This is a genomic window from Pantoea sp. GbtcB22 (genome assembly GCF_019091025.1).
In the GTDB taxonomy this organism is placed as follows: domain Bacteria; phylum Pseudomonadota; class Gammaproteobacteria; order Enterobacterales; family Enterobacteriaceae; genus Pantoea; species Pantoea leporis.
In genome coordinates, this window is record NZ_JAGXKB010000001.1 from 916,327 (window position 1) to 934,260 (window position 17,934).

At 56.6% G+C, this 17,934-nt stretch carries 15 protein-coding genes; 7 read left to right on the forward strand and 8 right to left on the reverse strand.

The window, feature by feature from the left end; all coding sequences use genetic code 11:
* The first annotated feature begins 31 nt into the window (after positions 1 to 31).
* Complete coding sequence (locus KVT28_RS04295; RefSeq protein WP_217546945.1) at positions 32 to 1,153, forward strand: cupin domain-containing protein; 1,122 nt, start codon at positions 32 to 34, stop codon at positions 1,151 to 1,153.
* Between the two features lie 187 nt (positions 1,154 to 1,340).
* On the opposite strand, the gene pepT is transcribed toward KVT28_RS04295, so the two are convergent.
* Positions 1,341 to 2,570, reverse strand: a complete 1,230-nt coding sequence (gene pepT / locus KVT28_RS04300) for a peptidase T (RefSeq protein ID WP_101760812.1) — start codon at positions 2,568 to 2,570, stop codon at positions 1,341 to 1,343.
* A gap of 299 nt (positions 2,571 to 2,869) precedes the next feature.
* On the opposite strand from pepT, the gene potA reads away from it, so the two are divergent.
* The 4 genes from potA to potD are packed head-to-tail and all read left to right on the forward strand — an operon-like array spanning position 2,870 to position 6,650.
* Positions 2,870 to 3,982 (forward strand): spermidine/putrescine ABC transporter ATP-binding protein PotA, encoded by a 1,113-nt coding sequence (gene potA, locus KVT28_RS04305; protein ID WP_217546948.1) that lies wholly within the window; start codon positions 2,870 to 2,872, stop codon positions 3,980 to 3,982.
* Entirely contained in the window at positions 3,966 to 4,826 is an 861-nt protein-coding gene (gene potB, locus KVT28_RS04310; protein WP_101760814.1) for a spermidine/putrescine ABC transporter permease PotB, read from the forward strand. Before potA ends, potB begins: the two co-directional genes overlap by 17 nt.
* Positions 4,823 to 5,596, forward strand: a complete 774-nt coding sequence (gene potC / locus KVT28_RS04315; RefSeq protein WP_217546950.1) for a spermidine/putrescine ABC transporter permease PotC — start codon at positions 4,823 to 4,825, stop codon at positions 5,594 to 5,596. The genes potB and potC overlap by 4 nt, the downstream gene beginning before the upstream one ends.
* A gap of 10 nt (positions 5,597 to 5,606) precedes the next feature.
* Positions 5,607 to 6,650 (forward strand): spermidine/putrescine ABC transporter substrate-binding protein PotD, encoded by a 1,044-nt coding sequence (gene potD / locus KVT28_RS04320; protein ID WP_217546953.1) that lies wholly within the window; start codon positions 5,607 to 5,609, stop codon positions 6,648 to 6,650.
* A gap of 109 nt (positions 6,651 to 6,759) precedes the next feature.
* On the opposite strand, the gene cobB is transcribed toward potD, so the two are convergent.
* The 4 genes from cobB to lolC form a co-directional block, all read right to left on the reverse strand.
* Complete coding sequence (gene cobB / locus KVT28_RS04325; RefSeq protein ID WP_101760816.1) at positions 6,760 to 7,593, reverse strand: Sir2 family NAD+-dependent deacetylase; 834 nt, start codon at positions 7,591 to 7,593, stop codon at positions 6,760 to 6,762.
* 97 nt (positions 7,594 to 7,690) lie between these two features.
* Positions 7,691 to 8,935, reverse strand: a complete 1,245-nt coding sequence (lolE, locus tag KVT28_RS04330; RefSeq protein WP_217546955.1) for a lipoprotein-releasing ABC transporter permease subunit LolE — start codon at positions 8,933 to 8,935, stop codon at positions 7,691 to 7,693.
* Positions 8,935 to 9,636: a lipoprotein-releasing ABC transporter ATP-binding protein LolD gene (gene lolD / locus KVT28_RS04335; protein ID WP_008103026.1), complete on the reverse strand. Its 702-nt coding sequence runs from the start codon at positions 9,634 to 9,636 to the stop codon at positions 8,935 to 8,937. Before lolD ends, lolE begins: the two co-directional genes overlap by 1 nt.
* Positions 9,629 to 10,828, reverse strand: a complete 1,200-nt coding sequence (lolC, locus tag KVT28_RS04340; RefSeq protein ID WP_101760818.1) for a lipoprotein-releasing ABC transporter permease subunit LolC — start codon at positions 10,826 to 10,828, stop codon at positions 9,629 to 9,631. The genes lolD and lolC overlap by 8 nt, the downstream gene beginning before the upstream one ends.
* Before the next feature lie 229 nt (positions 10,829 to 11,057).
* On the opposite strand from lolC, the gene KVT28_RS04345 reads away from it, so the two are divergent.
* Together KVT28_RS04345 and mfd are read left to right on the forward strand one after the other, a co-directional pair.
* The gene (locus tag KVT28_RS04345) at positions 11,058 to 11,267 is read left to right on the forward strand and encodes a hypothetical protein (RefSeq protein ID WP_008103029.1); all 210 of its coding nucleotides are present in this window, start codon (positions 11,058 to 11,060) and stop codon (positions 11,265 to 11,267) included.
* 104 nt (positions 11,268 to 11,371) lie between these two features.
* On the forward strand, positions 11,372 to 14,815 hold the full coding sequence (gene mfd / locus KVT28_RS04350) for a transcription-repair coupling factor (protein ID WP_217546957.1): 3,444 nt from the start codon (positions 11,372 to 11,374) through the stop codon (positions 14,813 to 14,815).
* A 181-nt stretch (positions 14,816 to 14,996) separates the two neighbouring features.
* On the opposite strand, the gene KVT28_RS04355 is transcribed toward mfd, so the two are convergent.
* The 3 genes from KVT28_RS04355 to ycfP all read right to left on the reverse strand — a co-directional run bounded on the left by KVT28_RS04355 (position 14,997) and on the right by ycfP (position 17,895).
* A complete protein-coding gene (locus tag KVT28_RS04355) occupies positions 14,997 to 15,539 on the reverse strand; it encodes a glycine zipper 2TM domain-containing protein (protein ID WP_007885735.1) in 543 nt (180 codons plus the stop codon).
* A 296-nt stretch (positions 15,540 to 15,835) separates the two neighbouring features.
* Positions 15,836 to 17,140, reverse strand: coding sequence for an NAD(P)/FAD-dependent oxidoreductase (locus KVT28_RS04360; protein ID WP_085982480.1), 1,305 nt, complete (start codon positions 17,138 to 17,140; stop codon positions 15,836 to 15,838).
* A gap of 212 nt (positions 17,141 to 17,352) precedes the next feature.
* On the reverse strand, positions 17,353 to 17,895 hold the full coding sequence (ycfP, locus tag KVT28_RS04365) for an alpha/beta hydrolase YcfP (protein ID WP_192413645.1): 543 nt from the start codon (positions 17,893 to 17,895) through the stop codon (positions 17,353 to 17,355).
* Between the last annotated feature and the right edge of the window lie 39 nt (positions 17,896 to 17,934).

Below are 17,934 nucleotides of genomic sequence, written 5' to 3' on the forward strand. Positions count from 1 at the left end.
CATCATTCTTTGCAGCAAACGGACTCCTCATATGGACTATCAGCTCGATATCAACTGGCCCGACTTTATTCAACGCTACTGGCAGAAACGCCCGGTGGTGCTTAAACGTGGATTTAAAAACTTCGTCGATCCTATTTCTCCTGACGAGCTGGCCGGTCTGGCGATGGAAAATGAGGTCGATAGCCGTCTTGTCAGCCATAACGAGGGCAAATGGCAAGTCAGCCACGGCCCGTTTGAAAGCTACGATCATCTCGGTGAGAGCAACTGGTCGCTGCTGGTGCAGGCGGTCAACCATTGGCATGAACCTTCTGCCGCACTGATGCGTCCGTTCCGTTTTCTGCCCGACTGGCGTGTTGACGACCTGATGATCTCGTTTGCCGTGCCGGGAGGCGGCGTCGGTCCGCATTTCGATCAGTACGATGTGTTTATCATTCAGGGCACTGGCCGCCGTCGCTGGCGCGTGGGTGAAAAAGTGCCGTTGAAACAGCACTGCCCGCATCCGGATCTGCTGCAGGTTGAGCCTTTCGACGCCATCATCGATGAAGAGATGGAGCCCGGCGATATTCTCTATATTCCGCCAGGATTCCCGCACGAAGGCTATTCGCTGGAAAATGCCATCAACTATTCGGTCGGCTTCCGCGCACCGAACGGTCGCGAGCTGATCAGCGGTTTTGCCGATCACATGCTGGCCAACGAATTGGGCAGCTATCGCTACAGCGATCCCGATGTGCCATCGCGCGATTGCCCATCGCAAATTCTGCCGTCAGAACTGGAAGGCATCCGCAAAGTCATGATGGATGTGATTAACCAGCCGGAGCAGTTTAATCAGTGGTTTGGCGAGTTTATTTCTCAATCGCGTCATGAGCTGGACGTCGCGCCGCCGGAGCCGCCGTATCAACCGGACGAAATCTACGATGCATTGCAGCAAGGCGATGCGCTGACACGGCTCGGCGGCCTGCGCGTATTGACCATTGGCGATGTGGTGTTTGTGAACGGTGAATCGGTCACCAGCAGCCATCCGCATGTGCTGGCGGCATTGGCGCACAATCACGTGCTGACGCTGGAAGATTTCGGCGATGCGCTGGATGACCCTTCACTGCTGGCGCAGCTGGCGGCGTTGGTGAATAGCGGGTATTGGTTCTTCGGCGAGTAAGTTTCAATCTGTCTCGGGGTTTCTAAACCTCGGACAGTGCTCGCTGTCCCCCTCCTCGGTCCTCCCCCATAAATGGGGGAGGACGGTGCTGCAATATGTGAGTAGGGAGTTGCATGTGGCAGCGTCTCCTTCCCCCATTTATGGGGGAAGGCCGGGATGGGGGACAACCCGCACTATGCAATCACCATCACCCCTTCTTCTGCCCCGCCAGCTCAGCCAAACGCACAATCACATCCACCGACTGCGCCATCACATTGAGTGAGGCGAACTCGTGCTTGCCGTGATAGTTGTAGCCGCCGGTGAACAGGTTCGGGCATGGCAATCCTTTCCACGACAGCGCAGAGCCGTCGGTGCCGCCGCGAATCGGTTTGACGTTCGGTTCGATGCCGCAATCGCGCATCGCCTGCAGCGCCAACTCAATAATGTGCGGATGCGGTTCGACTTTCTCGCGCATGTTGCGATAGCTGTCGCTGATCTCCACTTTCACCGAACATTCGCTTTGCAGCCCTTTGCTGACGCGCTGACCAATCTCTTCCAGCAGCTGTTTACGCTGTTCATAGCTGTCGGCATCAAAATCGCGGATCAAATACATCAGCTCGGCATGTTCAACCGTGCCTTTGATGGTGTGCAGATGGAAGAAGCCTTCATAGCCGTCGGTATACTGCGGCTTCTCTTTGGCTGGCAGTTCCGCGTGGAAGCGCATCGCCAGATCCAACGCATTGACCATCACATTTTTAGCGCTGCCTGGATGCACGTTGTTGCCGGTGATTTTAACCATCGCGGTAGCGGCATTGAAGTTCTCGAACTCGAACTCGCCGAGATCGCTGCCATCAACGGTATACGCCCAATCGGCGGCAAAGCCTTCGACGTCGAAGTGCGACGCGCCGCGACCAATCTCTTCATCCGGTGTAAAGGCCACGCGAATCGCACCGTGTGGCGTATCCCCTTTTGCCAGACGCGCCATCGCGGTCATGATCTCGGCGATACCGGCTTTATCATCCGCGCCGAGCAGCGTTTTGCCATCGGTGGTGATCAGCGTATGACCGATCAGCTTATGCAGTACCGGGAACATCACCGGTGACAGAATTTCATCACCGTTGCCGAGCGCGATATCGCCACCGCGATAGTTTTCAATAATCTGCGGATTGACGTTTTTGGCGGTAAAATCCGGCGAGGTGTCCATATGCGAAATAAAGCCGATTACCGGCGTGGCCCAATCAACGTTAGCCGGTAAGGTGCCCATCACACAGCAGTGATCGCTCAGAGAGACATCAACAAAGCCCAGCGCGATAAGTTCTTCCTGTAATTGACGCGCCAGCGTCCACTGCCCTTCGCTGCTTGGCACCTGTCGTGCCTGAGGTTTTGACTGAGTTTCTACTGCAACATAACTGAGAAAACGCTCAAGTAATTGATCCATCTGTCATCCCTCTAAAGAACCTGCGTCATTATCATGGTGGCCAAATGGCACCATGTTGCGTCAAATCATTATCCTTCAGGTTAGCTCTCTCAACGTGACTTGCGTTGAAAATTCGCTCACTCGCGCCTGTCCGACTTATCCGTTACGCATACTCCGGCATTTTTCAGAGTTTTCAAGGTAAATCCGTGGCAAAACATGGCATTGACACATTTTTGCGGTATCATCGCGCCCTTCATCACAGCAAGCGGCCACCAGCGGCTATGCTGTAACCTGATTCACCATCAGACTGAGTGACTAAAATGACGCAAACACGCGCGCCTGCGCTGGTTACGCTTTCTGGCATCAGTAAAGCTTTTGATGGCAAAACCATCATCTCTGACTTTGACCTGACCATCCGTCACGGCGAGTTCATCACGCTGCTTGGCCCTTCCGGCTGCGGAAAAACCACCATTTTACGCCTGATTGCCGGGCTGGAAGCGGCCGATCGCGGTCATATCACTCTTGATGATAACGACATCACCGATCTGCCCGCCGAGCATCGCCACATTAACACCGTGTTTCAGAGCTACGCGCTGTTCCCGCACATGTCGGTGTTTGAGAACGTCGCCTTTGGCCTGCGCATGCAGAAAACCCCGGCGGCGGAGATCACCACGCGCGTTAACGATGCGCTGGCGATGGTGCAGCTGGAGAGTTTTGCCGATCGCCGTCCGCATCAGCTTTCGGGCGGTCAGCAGCAGCGCGTGGCGATTGCGCGCGCGGTAGTCAATCGCCCGAAAGTGCTGCTGCTGGACGAGTCGCTGTCGGCGCTGGATTACAAGCTGCGGCGCCAGATGCAAAACGAGCTCAAAGCGCTACAGCGTAAGCTTGGCATCACCTTTGTGTTTGTGACGCACGATCAGGAAGAGGCGCTGACCATGTCCGATCGTATCGTGGTAATGCGCGATGGCCGCATCGAACAGGACGGCACGCCACGCGAGATTTACGAAGAGCCCGCCAACCTGTTTGTGGCGCGCTTTATTGGCGAGATTAACGTGTTCGATGCCGAGGTGCTGAACAGCGATCATGCGCCTACAATCCGCGCGCGTGTGGAAGGCCTTGAATGCATGCTGCAATGTGATTTCCCGGTCAGCGTCGGCGATAAACTGCACGTGCTGCTGCGCCCGGAAGATTTGCGCGTTGAAGAGATCGACCACGACAGCCGCAGCGATAATCTGATCGGCTTCGTGCGCGAGCGCAACTATAAAGGCATGACGCTGGAGTCTACTGTTGAGCTGGAGAACGGCAAGCTGCTGACGGTGAGCGAGTTCTTTAACGAAGACGATCCCGATTTTGATCACTCGCTGAACCAGAAAATGGCCGTCAGCTGGGTCGCCAACTGGGAGGTGGTGTTGCCGTATGAAGTTGATGCGTAACCGCCTGCAGAAAGTCATTGTTGCCCTGATCGTCAGCTGGCTCACGCTGTTTGTGCTGCTGCCTAACCTGATGATTTTCGCCACCAGCTTCCTGACGCGCGATGATGCGCATTTTGTCAGTATGGCCTTCACCCTAAATAACTACACGCGGCTGCTCGATCCGCTCTACGCTGATGTGCTGCTGCACTCGCTGAATATGGCGTTGATCGCCACGCTGTGCTGCCTGCTGCTCGGTTATCCGTTTGCCTGGTGTCTGACGAAACTGCCGGCGCGCCTGCGTCCGCTGATGCTGTTCCTGCTGATTGTGCCGTTCTGGACCAACTCGCTGATCCGTATCTACGGTCTGAAAATCTTCCTCAGCACGCGCGGCTGGCTGAATGAATTTTTGCTGTGGCTTGGGGTGATCGATAAACCGTTTCGCATCATGTACACCTCGGAAGCGGTGATTCTGGGGCTGATCTACATTCTGCTGCCGTTTATGGTGCTGCCGCTCTACTCCAGCCTGGAAAAGCTGGATAAATCCTGCCTCGAAGCGGCGCGCGATCTTGGCGCGAACAAAGTAAAAACCTTTTTACGCATCATTCTGCCACTTACCATGCCGGGCATTGTCGCCGGTTGCCTGCTGGTGTTTATCCCGGCGATGGGCTTGTTCTTTGTAGCGGATTTGCTGGGCGGCGCGAAAAACCTGTTAATTGGCAACGTGATCAAGAGCCAGTTCCTGAATATCCGTGACTGGCCGTTCGGAGCTGCCACCAGCATTGTGATGACGCTGCTGATGGGGCTGATGCTGCTGGCTTACTGGCGCGCAGCGCGTATGCTGAACAGCAAGGTGGAACTGCAATGATGGCGCGCTGGTTACGTGGCGGCTTCATGGCCGTGATTTATGCCTGGTTTTATATCCCGATCATCATTCTGATCGTCAACTCCTTCAACCGTTCGCGTTTCGGCATTAACTGGCAGGGCTTCAGCACGCAGTGGTATCGCCTGCTGATGAATAACGACAGCCTGATTCAGGCAGCCCAGCATTCATTGCTGATGGGCATGCTCTCTGCCAGCTGCGCCACGATTATCGGCTCGCTGACCGCCGTCGCGCTCTATCGCTATCGCTTCCGTGGTAAACCGTTCGTCAGCGGCATGCTGTTTGTGGTGATGATGTCGCCGGATATCGTGATGGCGATTTCGCTGCTGGTGCTGTTTATGCTGCTGGGCATTTCGCTGGGCTTCTGGTCGCTGCTGTTCTCGCATATCACCTTCTGCCTGCCGTTTGTGGTGATCACCGTCTATTCGCGCCTGAAAGGGTTTGATGTGCGCATGCTGGAAGCCGCCAAAGATCTTGGTGCCAGCGAAGTCACCATTTTGCGCAAAATTCTGCTGCCGCTGGCGCTGCCGGCGGTCGCAGCGGGTTGGCTGCTGAGCTTTACGCTGTCGATGGACGATGTCGTGGTATCGTCGTTCGTCACCGGCCCGAGCTTCGAAATTTTGCCGTTAAAAATCTATTCGATGGTGAAAGTTGGCGTGTCACCGGAAGTGAACGCGCTGGCGACAATTTTGCTGCTGCTGTCGCTGCTGTTGGTGGCGCTCAGTCAGCTGTTGCTCCGTGATAAAACCAAATAGAGGATAATCGATGAAAAAGTGGTCTCACTGGCTGGCGGCTGGGGCGCTGGCATTGGGCATGCAGAGCGCGCAGGCGGACGCCGGCAAAACGCTCTACTTCTATAACTGGACCGAATACGTGCCGCCGGGACTGCTGGAGCAGTTCACCAAAGAGACCGGCATCAAGGTGATTTACTCCACCTACGAATCCAATGAAAGCATGTATGCCAAGCTGAAGACCTGGAAAGAGGGCGCCTACGATTTGGTGGTGCCTTCAACCTACTTCGTCGCCAAAATGCGTAATGAAGGCATGCTGCAAAAGATCGATAAAACCCAGCTCAGCAACTTCAAAAACCTCGATCCTAACCTGCTCAACAAGCCGTTTGATCCTAACAATGATTACTCGATCCCCTATATCTGGGGCGCGACCGCCATTGGCATCAACACTGACGAAGTGGATGCCAAAAGCATTACCCGCTGGGCCGATTTGTGGAAGCCTGAGTATAAGCAAAGCCTGCTGCTGACCGACGATGCGCGTGAAGTGTTCCAGATGGCGCTGCGTAAGCTGGGCTATTCGGGCAACACCCGCGATCCCAAGCAGATCGAAGCCGCTTATGAAGAGTTAAAAAAGCTGATGCCGAACGTGCTGGCGTTTAACTCCGATAATCCAGGAAATCCGTTTATGGAAGGCGAAGTGAACGTTGGGATGATCTGGAACGGTTCCGCCTACGTGGCGCGCCAGGCAGGCACGCCGCTGCAGATTATCTGGCCGCAGGAAGGCGGGATTTTCTGGATGGATAACCTGGCGATTCCGGCCAATGCGAAAAACCGTGAAGGCGCGCTGAAGCTGATTAACTTCCTGCTGCGTCCGGATGTGGCGGCACAGGTGGCGGAAACCATCGGCTATCCCACGCCAAACCTGGCAGCGAAGAAGTTACTGCCACAAGAAGTGGCCAGCGATCCTTCGCTTTATCCTGCTGAGGATGTGATCAAAAACGGCGAGTGGCAAAACGATGTCGGTGACGCCAGCGTGCAGTATGAGACGTTGTTCCAGAAGCTGAAGGCGGGACGTTAACTCTCTGCGGCTTCCCCTCGCTCTGCCCTCTCTCGCAAGCGGGAGAGGGTTCCGTCTAGCCCCTTCTCCCTCTGGGAGAAGGTTGGGATGAGGTAAAGCGCGCACAAATCTACTTATACAACCCACGCAAAAACGTATGCACAAACTCCGGCACCACTTCGCTTGCTAAGCCGTAATGACGCTCGGCAAACTCATTGCCGACCTGGCTCGGTTCCAGATTCAGCTCCACAGTATGCGCGCCCTGCAGTTTCGCTTCGTGGACAAAACCGGCGGCGGGATAGACATGGCCCGACGTGCCAATGGCGATAAACAGATTCGCCTGCTCAATCGCCTGATAAATCTCTTCCATCCCCAGCGGCATTTCGCCGAACCACACGATGTGCGGGCGCAGCATGGCCGGGAACTGGCAGCAGGTGCAGCGATCGTCCGCGGTTAAATCTTCGGTCCAGTCCAGCACTTGTCCACTGCTGACGCAGCGCACTTTCAACAGTTCACCGTGCATATGCAGCACGCGCTGGCTGCCGGCGCGTTCGTGCAGGTTATCGATATTCTGCGTCACCAGCAGGAAGTTATCGCCCAGCACCTGCTCCAGTTCCGCCAGCGCTTTGTGCGCGGCGTTAGGCTGAATTTCTGGCTGCTGCAGCTGTTGACGCCGCGCGTTGTAAAACGCCTGCACCAGCGCCGGATTGCGTTGAAAACCTTCCGGCGTGGCGACATCTTCTACGCGATGCTCTTCCCATAAGCCATCGGCGGCGCGGAAAGTGCGAATACCGGATTCGGCGGAGATCCCCGCGCCAGTCAGCACCACCACGCGCGGTTGCGGATGCGCGGCCAGTTCAGCTTTGCGATCGCGCTCGAAGATGCGCTGGCGAAAGCGCTGATGCACCTTGCGGCGGTTTTTTTTGTCGCGGGCGAGTCGTAGGCGGCGGCGCGGTATGCGCATAAAAGCTCCTTATCTGCGGCGTTTATTGCCGCGCATCGGGGATTTTTCGGGCTACTCTGCCCGATAATAGCAGCCGCACAGCGGCTGCGTTTTATCTTTACTGACCGCTGAGTACGCGGGCCGGATCGATACGGCTGGCGCGTCGTGCCGGATACCAGCTGGCAATCAGGCTCAGGACAATCGCGGTGGCCAGCACCGAAATCACATCAATCCAGTGCAGTTCGGACGGCAGGAAATCGATAAAGTAGATATCGCCCGCCAGCAGCTGATGCCCGGTCAGGTGCTCAAACACGCGCATCACCGGCGTGAGATTGAGCGCTACCAGCACGCCGACCACCGCGCCGCTGACGCTGCCGAGCAGGCCCGCCAGCAAGCCGTACCAGATAAAGATGGCGCGGATCAAACCATCTTTGGCGCCCAGCGTACGCAGTACCGCGATGTCGCTGCTCTTATCTTTCACCGCCATCACCAGCGTCGAGACGATGTTAAAGCAGGCCACGCCAATCACCAGCACCATGGCTAAATACATAATGGCGCGAATCATCTGGATGTCACGGTACATGTAGCCGTAAGTGCCAATCCAGCTCTTGATGTAGACGTAAGAGTGCGTCACTTTACCGGCGTCATGTATCAACTTCTGCGCCTGGAACGGGTCATTCATCTTCAGCGCAATACCGCTGACGCTGTCGCCCATATCCAGATATTTCTGCGCATCGGCCAGCGGCACCAGCGCCAGGCTGTGATCGAGCATGCCGCTCAGTTGCAGCACGCCGCTGACCTGCAGACGAATACGTTTTGGCTGCAGCAGCTTATTCTCGCCATCATTATTCGGGATCATGATGGTGATCCAGTCGCCCTGTTTCACGTTGAGCGATTTAGCGATGCCGCCACCCAGTATGATTTGCTGTTTACCAGCCGCGAACTGCGACCATGCATCTCCGGCCACAAAGCTCGGCAAGGCGCTAAGACGCGCTTCCTGCTGCGGATCGACGCCTTTCACCTGCAGCGCCTGCAGCTTTGCGCCGCTCTCAATCAGCCCGGTGAAGTTGATATAGGGCGCTGCGGCGGCAATGCCGGCCACCTGCTCAATCGGCGCGATCATCGGTTGCCAGTTACGGAACGGCTGATTCACCGGCTCGATTTCACCGTGCGGTACCACCGCCAGAATGCGGTTATTCAGCTCACGCTCAAAGCCGTTCATGGCGCTCAGGCCGATGATCAGCACCGCCACGCCCAGCGCAATGCCGATGGTGGAGATGATGGAGATCAGCGAGACCATGCCACCACGCCGCCGACCGCGGCTAAAACGCAGCCCGAGCAGCAGGGATAATGACGAAGCCATCAGATCACTCCCAGCGTCAGTTGGTCGCTCAGCTCACCGTCGCGCATCTCCATCTGGCGGCTCAGGCGTTTCGCCAGCTGCAGATCGTGCGTCACTACCAGAAAAGCGGTGCCCTGTTTAACGTTCAGCTCGCCGAGCAGTTCAAAAATCGCGTCGGCGTTGCGCGCATCGAGGTTACCGGTAGGTTCATCGGCCATCACCAGCCGCGGACGATTCACCAGCGCGCGGGCAATCGCCACACGCTGACGTTCACCGCCCGACAGTTCAGAAGGCCGATGCGCAGCACGTTTTTCCAGCCCGACCGCCGCCAGCATTTCACGCGCGCGTGATTCCGCTTCCGCTTTGCCAATTTTGCCAATCAGCAGCGGCATCGCCACGTTCTCCAGCGCGCTAAAATCCGGCAGTAGATGGTGGAACTGATAGATAAAGCCCAGCTCACGGTTGCGCAGCTCGGCTTTCGCGGCCGACGACATCGCATTCAGCGATTTACCATCAAAAATCACATCGCCTGACGTCGGCGCATCCAGGCCGCCGAGCAGATGCAGTAAGGTACTTTTACCCGAACCGGAGCTGCCGACAATTGCCGTCAGTTCACCCGGCTGCAGGCTGAAAGCCACATTGCGCAGCACATCGGTCTGCACGCTGCCTTCCTGATAGCGTTTGCACAGGTCACGACACTGCAACAAAGGAGTATTACTCATAACGTAAAGCCTCAGCGGGTTGGACGGCGGCAGCGCGCCACGACGGATAAAGGGTAGAAAGCAGCGCGACGGCCATTGAGACCAGCGCAATGGTGATCACCTGCAACACGTTGATGTCGACCGGCAGCGCCGCACCATCAAGGAACAGACCAATCACCGGCATCAAATTATTCAGCTGGCTGGCAAGCAGCACGCCAAGCACGGTGCCCAGCAGCGCGCCAATAATGCCCGCGCTGGCGCCCTGCACCATAAACACCGCGACAATCTGGCGACGGGTTAAACCCAGCGTTTGCAAAATGGCCACTTCGCCCTGCTTCTCCATGATCAGCAGGCCCAGCGAGGTAATGATATTAAAAGCCGCCACCGCGATGATCAGGCTCAGCAGCAGCCCCATCATGTTTTTTTCCATGCGTACCGCCTGGAACAGATCGCCTTTGCGTTCGCGCCAGTCTTTCCACGTCAGGCCCTCCGGCAGTTTCTGCTGGCTGAGCGCATCAACGCTTAACGGCTTATCCAGCCACAAACGCCAGCCGGTGATGTTGCCGAGCGGATAGCGCATCACGCGTGACGCATCCTGCTGATTGACCAGAATTTGATAGCCATCCACTTCGCTGTTGGCGGCATAGGTGCCAGCCACAGTGAAAATACGCTGGCTCGGCAAACGTCCTACCGGCGTGAACTGGCTGACCGATGGCACCATCAGACGCAGCTGATCGCCGCGCTTCACGCCCAGCTGTGCAGCCAGCTGTTCACCGAGGATGACGTTGTACTGGCCCGGCTGCAGCACGCTTTGTTGGGTGTTGACGAGGAATGGCGTCAGCGGATCCTGTTCGTCGGGATTGATGCCGAGCATCACGCCGACCGAGACGTTACGCGCGCTTTGTAGCACCACATCGGCGGTGGTCAGCGGTGCGATGCGCTTAACGCCTTGCAGTTGGAGATTATCGGCGGGCAACGCCTTGGGACTTATGCTGCCTTTTTCGCTGGTGATCAGCGCCTGCGGCATCAGGCCGAGGATATTGCCTTCCAGCTCGCGCTCAAAGCCATTCATCACCGACAACACGGTGACCAGCGCCAGCACGCCGAGCGTGATGCCGATAGTTGAGAGCCAGGAGACGAAGCGACCAAAGCGGTCTGAGGCACGTCCACGCATGTAGCGTAAACCGATGAATAACGCGACTGGTTGATACATGAGATCCGTCTTGGCAGTTGCCTGAAAATAAGTAGTGGGATGATAAAGGAGGCGTCCCCTTTATGAAACCTCTAACCCTCTGAGTCTGCGGCAAAGTTGTGTCAAAAACCGTCCCAGCCAACGCTTATGCATAAAATTGCGACAAATTAATGATGTTATTTGTACGTTTATTCGTCATTGGCTGGCGTAGACTTAAAGGTGAATTACCGTAGGCGACGAGGAGTACACCATGTTCAAGTTCCCCAAAAGCAGCATTGTTAAGCATAAATCGGGTGAAATTAAAGGCGAGATCGTCAACGTTTTTGAACAGGGAGATGCGCCAACCGGCTATTACGTGAAGTGGGACGACGGCAACCACAGCTACCATCTGGAGAAAGAGCTGTCCTGGGCCAATGTCGACCGCCCACGTATGCACTACACACAGCAATCGAGTAAGTAGCTCAACCGGCAAAAGTGTGAGAAATCGCACCACGACAGATGATCCTCAGGGCGGATTATGGAATGATGACGCCCTGTAATCCAAGGAGAGAATGTCGAGATCCCATGTCGGAACAGAGTCGTTATACCCTGCCAGTCAAAGCCGGCGACCATCGCCAGCTCGGCCAGCTCGTCGGCGCCGCGCAAGCGCTTGAGTGCGCCAGCATCACCGAACGCCACAGCGGTCCGGTGTTGATGATTACCCCGGATATGCAATCTGCCCTGCGTCTGCAGGAGGAGATTCGCCAGTTCACCGATCTGCCGGTCACCCATCTCGCTGACTGGGAAACGCTGCCCTACGACAGCTTCTCGCCGCATCAGGACATCATCTCAGCTCGCCTCTCCACGCTGTATCAACTGCCCAACTTAACGCGCGGTATGCTGATTATGCCGGTCAACACGCTGATGCAGCGCGTATGTCCGCACAGCTTCCTGCACGGCCATGCGCTGGTGATGCAGCAAGGGCAAAAGCTGTCGCGCGATGCGCTGCGCGATCAGCTGGAGCAGGCCGGTTATCGCCACGTCGATCAGGTGATGGAGCACGGTGAATACGCCACGCGCGGTGCGCTGCTCGATCTGTTCCCGATGGGCAGCGACCAACCTTATCGCATCGACTTCTTTGACGATGAGATCGACAGCCTGCGTCTGTTTGACGTCGATACGCAGCGCACGCTGGAGGCGGTCAACGCCATCAACCTGTTGCCGGCGCATGAATTCCCCACGGATAAAGCCGCCATCGAGCTGTTCCGCAGCCGCTGGCGCGAAACCTTTGACGTACGGCGCGAGCCGGAGCATGTCTATCAGCAGGTGAGCAAAGGCACGCTGCCCGCCGGTATCGAATACTGGCAGCCGCTGTTCTTTGAGCAGGCGTTGCCGACGCTGTTCAGCTATCTGCCCGCCAATACGCTGCTGCTCAACAGCGGCGATTTGCTGGCCAGCGCCGAGCGCTTCTGGCTTGACGCCAACGCGCGCTTTGAGAATCGCCGTATCGATCCGATGCGCCCGCTGCTGGAGCCGGTCACGCTGTGGCTGCGTCCCGACACGCTGATGAGCGAACTGAAAGCCTGGCCGCGCATGCAGTTAAGCAGCGAGACGCTGCCGGAAAAAGCAGCGAATACCAATCTCGGTTATCAGCCGCTGCCGGAATTGACGGTGCAGGCGCAGGCCAAAGCGCCACTCGATCTGCTGCGTCAGTTCCTTGAACAATTCAGCGGTCAGGTGATTTTCTCGGTTGAGAGTGAAGGCCGGCGTGAAAGCCTGCAAGAGCTGTTGGCGCGCATTAAACTGCGTCCACAGGCTATCGATCACTTTGATCAGGCCGCCAATCAGCCGCTTAGCCTGATGATTGGCGCCAGCGAGCGCGGCTTTATCGATACGCAACGCCAGCTGGCGTTGATTTGCGAAAGCGATCTGCTTGGCGAGCGCGTCAGTCGTCGTCGCCAGGATAATCGCCGCACCATCAATCCTGATGTGCTGATCCGCAACCTCGCCGAGCTGCATCCCGGCCAGCCGGTGGTGCATCTGGAGCACGGCGTGGGGCGTTATATCGGCCTGACCACGCTGGAAGCCGGCGGCATCGTCGCTGAATATCTGATGCTCTCCTATGCGGGCGACGCCAAGCTGTACGTGCCGGTTTCATCACTGCATCTGATTAGCCGCTATGCCGGTGGCGCGGATGAAAACGCGCCGCTGCATAAACTTGGCAGCGATGCCTGGTCACGCGCGCGGCAGAAAGCTGCTGAGAAAGTGCGCGACGTGGCGGCAGAGCTGCTGGATATTTACGCTCAGCGCGCAGCCAAAACCGGCTTTGCCTTTAAGCACGATCGCGATCAGTATCAGCTGTTCTGCGAAGGCTTCCCGTTTGAAACCACGCCGGATCAAGGCCAGGCGATCAACGCGGTGCTGAGCGACATGTGTCAGCCGCTGGCGATGGATCGTCTGGTGTGCGGCGACGTCGGCTTTGGTAAAACCGAAGTGGCGATGCGCGCTGCGTTTCTGGCGGTTGAGAACGCCAAACAGGTCGCGGTGCTGGTGCCCACCACGCTGCTGGCGCAGCAGCATTACGACAACTTCCGCGATCGTTTCGCTAACTGGCCGGTGCGCATTGAAATGCTGTCGCGCTTCCGCACCGCCAAAGAGCAGAGTCAGGTGCTGAAACAGGCGCGCGAGGGCAAAGTCGATATTCTGATTGGCACCCATAAGCTGCTGTCGAGCGACCTGAAGTGGCACGATCTCGGCCTGCTAATTGTCGATGAAGAGCACCGCTTTGGCGTGCGTCATAAAGAGCGGATCAAGGCGATGCGCGCCGATGTCGATATCCTGACGCTCACCGCCACGCCGATTCCGCGCACCCTGAATATGGCGATGAGCGGCATGCGCGATCTGTCGATTATCGCCACGCCACCGGCACGACGCATGGCGGTGAAAACCTTTGTACGTGAGTACGACAGCCTGGTGGTGCGCGAGGCAATCCTGCGTGAAGTGCTGCGCGGCGGCCAGGTTTACTATCTCTACAATGACGTGGAAAACATCGAGAAAGCGGCGCAGCGATTGGCCGATCTGGTGCCGGAAGCGCGCATTGCCATTGGTCACGGTCAGATGCGCGAACGCGATCTCGAGCGGGTGATGAATGATTTCCACCATCAGCGCTTTAACGTGCTGGTGTGTACCACCATCATCGAAACCGGTATCGACGTACCCAGCGCCAACACCATTATCATCGAACGCGCCGACCACTTTGGTCTGGCGCAGCTGCATCAGCTGCGTGGCCGCGTGGGACGTTCGCACCATCAGGCCTATGCGTGGCTGCTGACGCCGCATCCAAAAGCGATGACCACTGATGCGCAAAAACGTCTGGAAGCTATCGCGTCGCTGGAAGATCTTGGTGCCGGTTTTGCGCTGGCAACCCACGATCTGGAGATCCGCGGCGCGGGTGAGCTGCTCGGCGAGGATCAGAGCGGCCAAATGGAAACCATCGGCTTCACGCTGTATATGGAGCTGCTGGAGAACGCGGTCGATGCGCTGAAGGCGGGCCGCGAGCCGTCGCTGGAAGATCTCACCAGCAATCAAACCGAAATTGAACTGCGTATGCCTGCCCTGCTGCCAGATGATTTTATCCCGGATGTGAATACTCGCTTGTCGCTCTACAAGCGCGTGGCCAGCGCCGCCGATGAGCAGGATCTGGCGGAACTGAAGGTTGAGATGATTGACCGCTTCGGCAAGCTGCCGGATGCAGCGCGTAATCTGCTGGATGTTGCCGGGCTGCGTTTAGTGGCGCGCGAGTTGGGGATTCGTAAGATTGAAGCCAGCGACAAAGGCGGATTTTTCGAGTTTGCGCCGCAGAATCAGGTTGATCCGGGCTGGCTGATTGGCCTGCTGCAGAAAGATCCTCAGCAATGGAAGCTGGATGGCCCAACGCGATTGAAGTTCACCCGCGATATGGCGGACCGGAAAATCCGTATGGAGTGGGTGCAGGGATTTGTTAGCGAGCTGGCGAAAAACCGGGTTTAGTGGATATCCGCACGGAATCGTAGCGGCGCGATTCATCGCGCGCCTTTGACTCCGTGCGCCATTGATGATGCGCAACAAATTGCGCCGCTACGAATCCGTGCGCGTTGAGGATCTCACACATAAAAAAAAGCGCCTTGCGGCGCTTTTTTCGTTACTGCTGCTGTGATGCATCTTTGCCCAATTAGGCCTGATTTGAATTCAGGATCAGCTGACCATTACGGTCGAGCGGAATGCGGGTACCAGGGTCGTTTTCCATGCGGATTTTGCCCTGCTGGTCGCCTATTTTATAGGTCACGTCATAACCCAGCATTTTTTCCTGTTTGTCATATACCGTTTTGCAACGCTGCTCGTTGGTGGTGTACGTGTCGCGATCCTGCAGCGCACCCTGCACCTGATTACCACCGTAACCGCCAGCTAACGCGCCCGCTACCGTAGCCACATCGCGTCCGCGTCCACCACCAAACTGATGGCCCAACACGCCGCCGGCTACCGCGCCCAGCACCGAACCGGCAATGCGATTCTCATCCTGGACCGCACGACGATGGGTCAGCGTCACATTGCGACACTCCTGTCGCGGCTGCTTGATGCTCTCTTTAATCGGCGTCGCCGACAGAACTTGTGCAAACTGCGGGCCGCGATCGAAAACATCCATGCTGGCGACTGCGGCAACACCTAACGCTGCTGCCACGCCGATACCGATACCCGCTAACATTGATTTATTCACAGGAATATCCTCCTGAAGGTTGTTACCGCGCATTCCTGCCGCTACCCAATCCTGGGTAACCGAGGCATAACCGGCGTGCGCGCCGCGCCGTGTTTGTTGGTGATAAGTTTTACAGATGGACCGTAATTGCAACATCAGATTAATGGAGGAAACGCAGCGGAAACCCATCAGGGCCAGCTTTTAGGAGAGTTCTGAGAGCGGGTGAAATAGTGCCGTAACCTTAAGCTGAACGTGCAGTTTTCAGCGGGTTACGGCAGCTGGTGTGGCGTAGGGCGGCATTCACCGCCCGAAAATCATCAGTGCAGCTTGAGACGCGGACGCAGGACGCGGTTAAGACTGCCGACCAGCATCATAAGACCGGTCTTGAAGTATCCGTGGAGCGCAATCTGGTGCATACGATATAGAGAGATGTAGACAAAACGCGCAATGCGCCCTTCCACCATCATCGATCCGCGCATCAGGTTACCCATCAAACTGCCGACGGTGCTGAAGCGCGATAGCGACACCAGCGAACCGTGATCTTTATAAACATAGGCTTTCAACGGTTTGTCTTTACGCTGTGCAAGGATGTTCTCCAGCGCGCGCGACGCCATTTGATGCGCTGACTGCGCGCGCGGCGGTACAAATCCGCCCCCCGGCAGCGCACAGGAGGCGCAATCACCAATGGCGTAGATGTCGTCATCCAGCGTGGTTTGCAGCGTCTCTTTTACCACCAGCTGATTGATGCGGTTGGTTTCCAGACCGCCAATCTCTTTCAGGAAGTCTGGCGCCTTGATACCGGCCGCCCACACCATCAGATCGGCATCAATGAATTCGCCGCCTTTGGTATTCAAGCCGTTTTCGGTGGCGCTGGTGACCATGGTTTGCGTCAACACGCGTACGCCAAGTTTGGTCAGCTCCTGATGCGCCGCCGCCGAAATGCGCGGTGGCAGCGCCGGCAGAATGCGTTCACCGGCTTCCACCAGCGTGACGTTCAGCGAGCTGCTATCCAGACCTTTGTAGCCGTAGCTGTGCAGCTGTTTCACCGCGTTATACAGCTCTGCAGAGAGTTCCACGCCGGTGGCGCCGCCGCCGACAATGGCGATGTTGACTTTTTCCAGGCTGCCTTCGCTGGCCGAGAAACGCAGGAACAGGTTGAGCATTTCGTTGTGGAAACGACGCGCCTGATGCGGGTTGTCGAGAAAGATGCAGTGATCTTTTACGCCCGGCGTGCCGAAGTCATTTGAGGTGCTGCCAAGCGCGATGACCAGACGATCGTAGGCCAGCTCACGCTGCGGCACTAACAGTGCGCCTTCCGCATCGCGGATTTCGGCCAGCTCAAGGGTTTTGTTTTCACGATTGATTTGCGTCAGCGATCCCAGCTGGAACTGGAAACCGTGATTACGCGCGTGCGCCAGATAGCTTAGCGCATCAATCCCTTCGTCCATCGAACCGGTTGCCACTTCATGCAGCAGCGGTTTCCACAAATGACTGTGGTTACGATCAACCAGGATGATCTCGGCTTTCTTCTTGCGTCCCAGCTTGTGACCGAGCTGCGTTGCCAGCTCTAAGCCGCCAGCACCACCGCCGATGATAACGATTTTTTCCATAGATGTAGTCAACAAAGACCCCCTCAAAGTTGTAAACCAATAGTTAATTAATGGTTAATAAAAACCTTAATAAACATAGGGTTGGCGACGTTAAATCGCGAGCTGAGGGCAGAATATCACGGCGTCAGAGACATCACATAAGAAAATTGATGTACATCAATCTTTCAGCTGCATTATCAGAATGTTACACATTTTATGCGCCGCATCACACGGCGCGCGGACGGTCAGGCGAGGAGTTTGAAGGCTTTGATGCGCTGCAAATGCGGCGCGATGTTCTTGAATTTGTGGCTGGCTGCGTCATCCCAGATGATTTCATAGAACGGCTGCAGGTACGTCGCGCTGCGCTGATTATCCAGCGCTTCGTCCTGACGAGACAAAATCGCCAGACACTTTTCGCGGTTCTTTTCGCGGAAATCGTTGACGCACTTAGTGGCGATATCGAGATACTCTTCCGGGCGATCGATTTTGCCTTCCATGTTCTCAAACGGGAACAGATTTGGATTGAAGATCACCTGACGCATGCCGCACAGGAAGCCAATACGTTCGGCCCAATAACCGCCCAGCCCAACCCCGCAAATCAGCGGATGCGCATCGTCGCCCTGTTGTAGCAGCTTGTCGCACTCTTTCAGCAGAAACTGCATATCGTGTTTGGGATGGCGGGTGCTGTAGCTGACTAATCTGACGTCCGGGTCAATAAACTGCAGCTGCAGCACCTTTTCATGGTTGCCCGGACTGTTGGAATCAAAACCGTGCAGATAGATGATCATGATTATCCTCAGCGTGGAGTGAAATCCGGGCAGCGAAGC

Bases quoted from the DNA above. Each gene is read 5' to 3' on its own strand.
- KVT28_RS04295 (WP_217546945.1), top strand. From the start codon at position 32: ATGGACTATCAGCTCGATATCAACTGGCCCGACTTTATTCAACGCTAC.
- pepT (WP_101760812.1), bottom strand. From the start codon at position 2,570: ATGGATCAATTACTTGAGCGTTTTCTCAGTTATGTTGCAGTAGAAACT.
- potA (WP_217546948.1), top strand. From the start codon at position 2,870: ATGACGCAAACACGCGCGCCTGCGCTGGTTACGCTTTCTGGCATCAGT.
- potB (WP_101760814.1), top strand. From the start codon at position 3,966: ATGAAGTTGATGCGTAACCGCCTGCAGAAAGTCATTGTTGCCCTGATC.
- potC (WP_217546950.1), top strand. From the start codon at position 4,823: ATGATGGCGCGCTGGTTACGTGGCGGCTTCATGGCCGTGATTTATGCC.
- potD (WP_217546953.1), top strand. From the start codon at position 5,607: ATGAAAAAGTGGTCTCACTGGCTGGCGGCTGGGGCGCTGGCATTGGGC.
- cobB (WP_101760816.1), bottom strand. From the start codon at position 7,593: ATGCGCATACCGCGCCGCCGCCTACGACTCGCCCGCGACAAAAAAAAC.
- lolE (WP_217546955.1), bottom strand. From the start codon at position 8,935: ATGGCTTCGTCATTATCCCTGCTGCTCGGGCTGCGTTTTAGCCGCGGT.
- lolD (WP_008103026.1), bottom strand. From the start codon at position 9,636: ATGAGTAATACTCCTTTGTTGCAGTGTCGTGACCTGTGCAAACGCTAT.
- lolC (WP_101760818.1), bottom strand. From the start codon at position 10,828: ATGTATCAACCAGTCGCGTTATTCATCGGTTTACGCTACATGCGTGGA.
- KVT28_RS04345 (WP_008103029.1), top strand. From the start codon at position 11,058: ATGTTCAAGTTCCCCAAAAGCAGCATTGTTAAGCATAAATCGGGTGAA.
- mfd (WP_217546957.1), top strand. From the start codon at position 11,372: ATGTCGGAACAGAGTCGTTATACCCTGCCAGTCAAAGCCGGCGACCAT.
- ycfP (WP_192413645.1), bottom strand. From the start codon at position 17,895: ATGATCATCTATCTGCACGGTTTTGATTCCAACAGTCCGGGCAACCAT.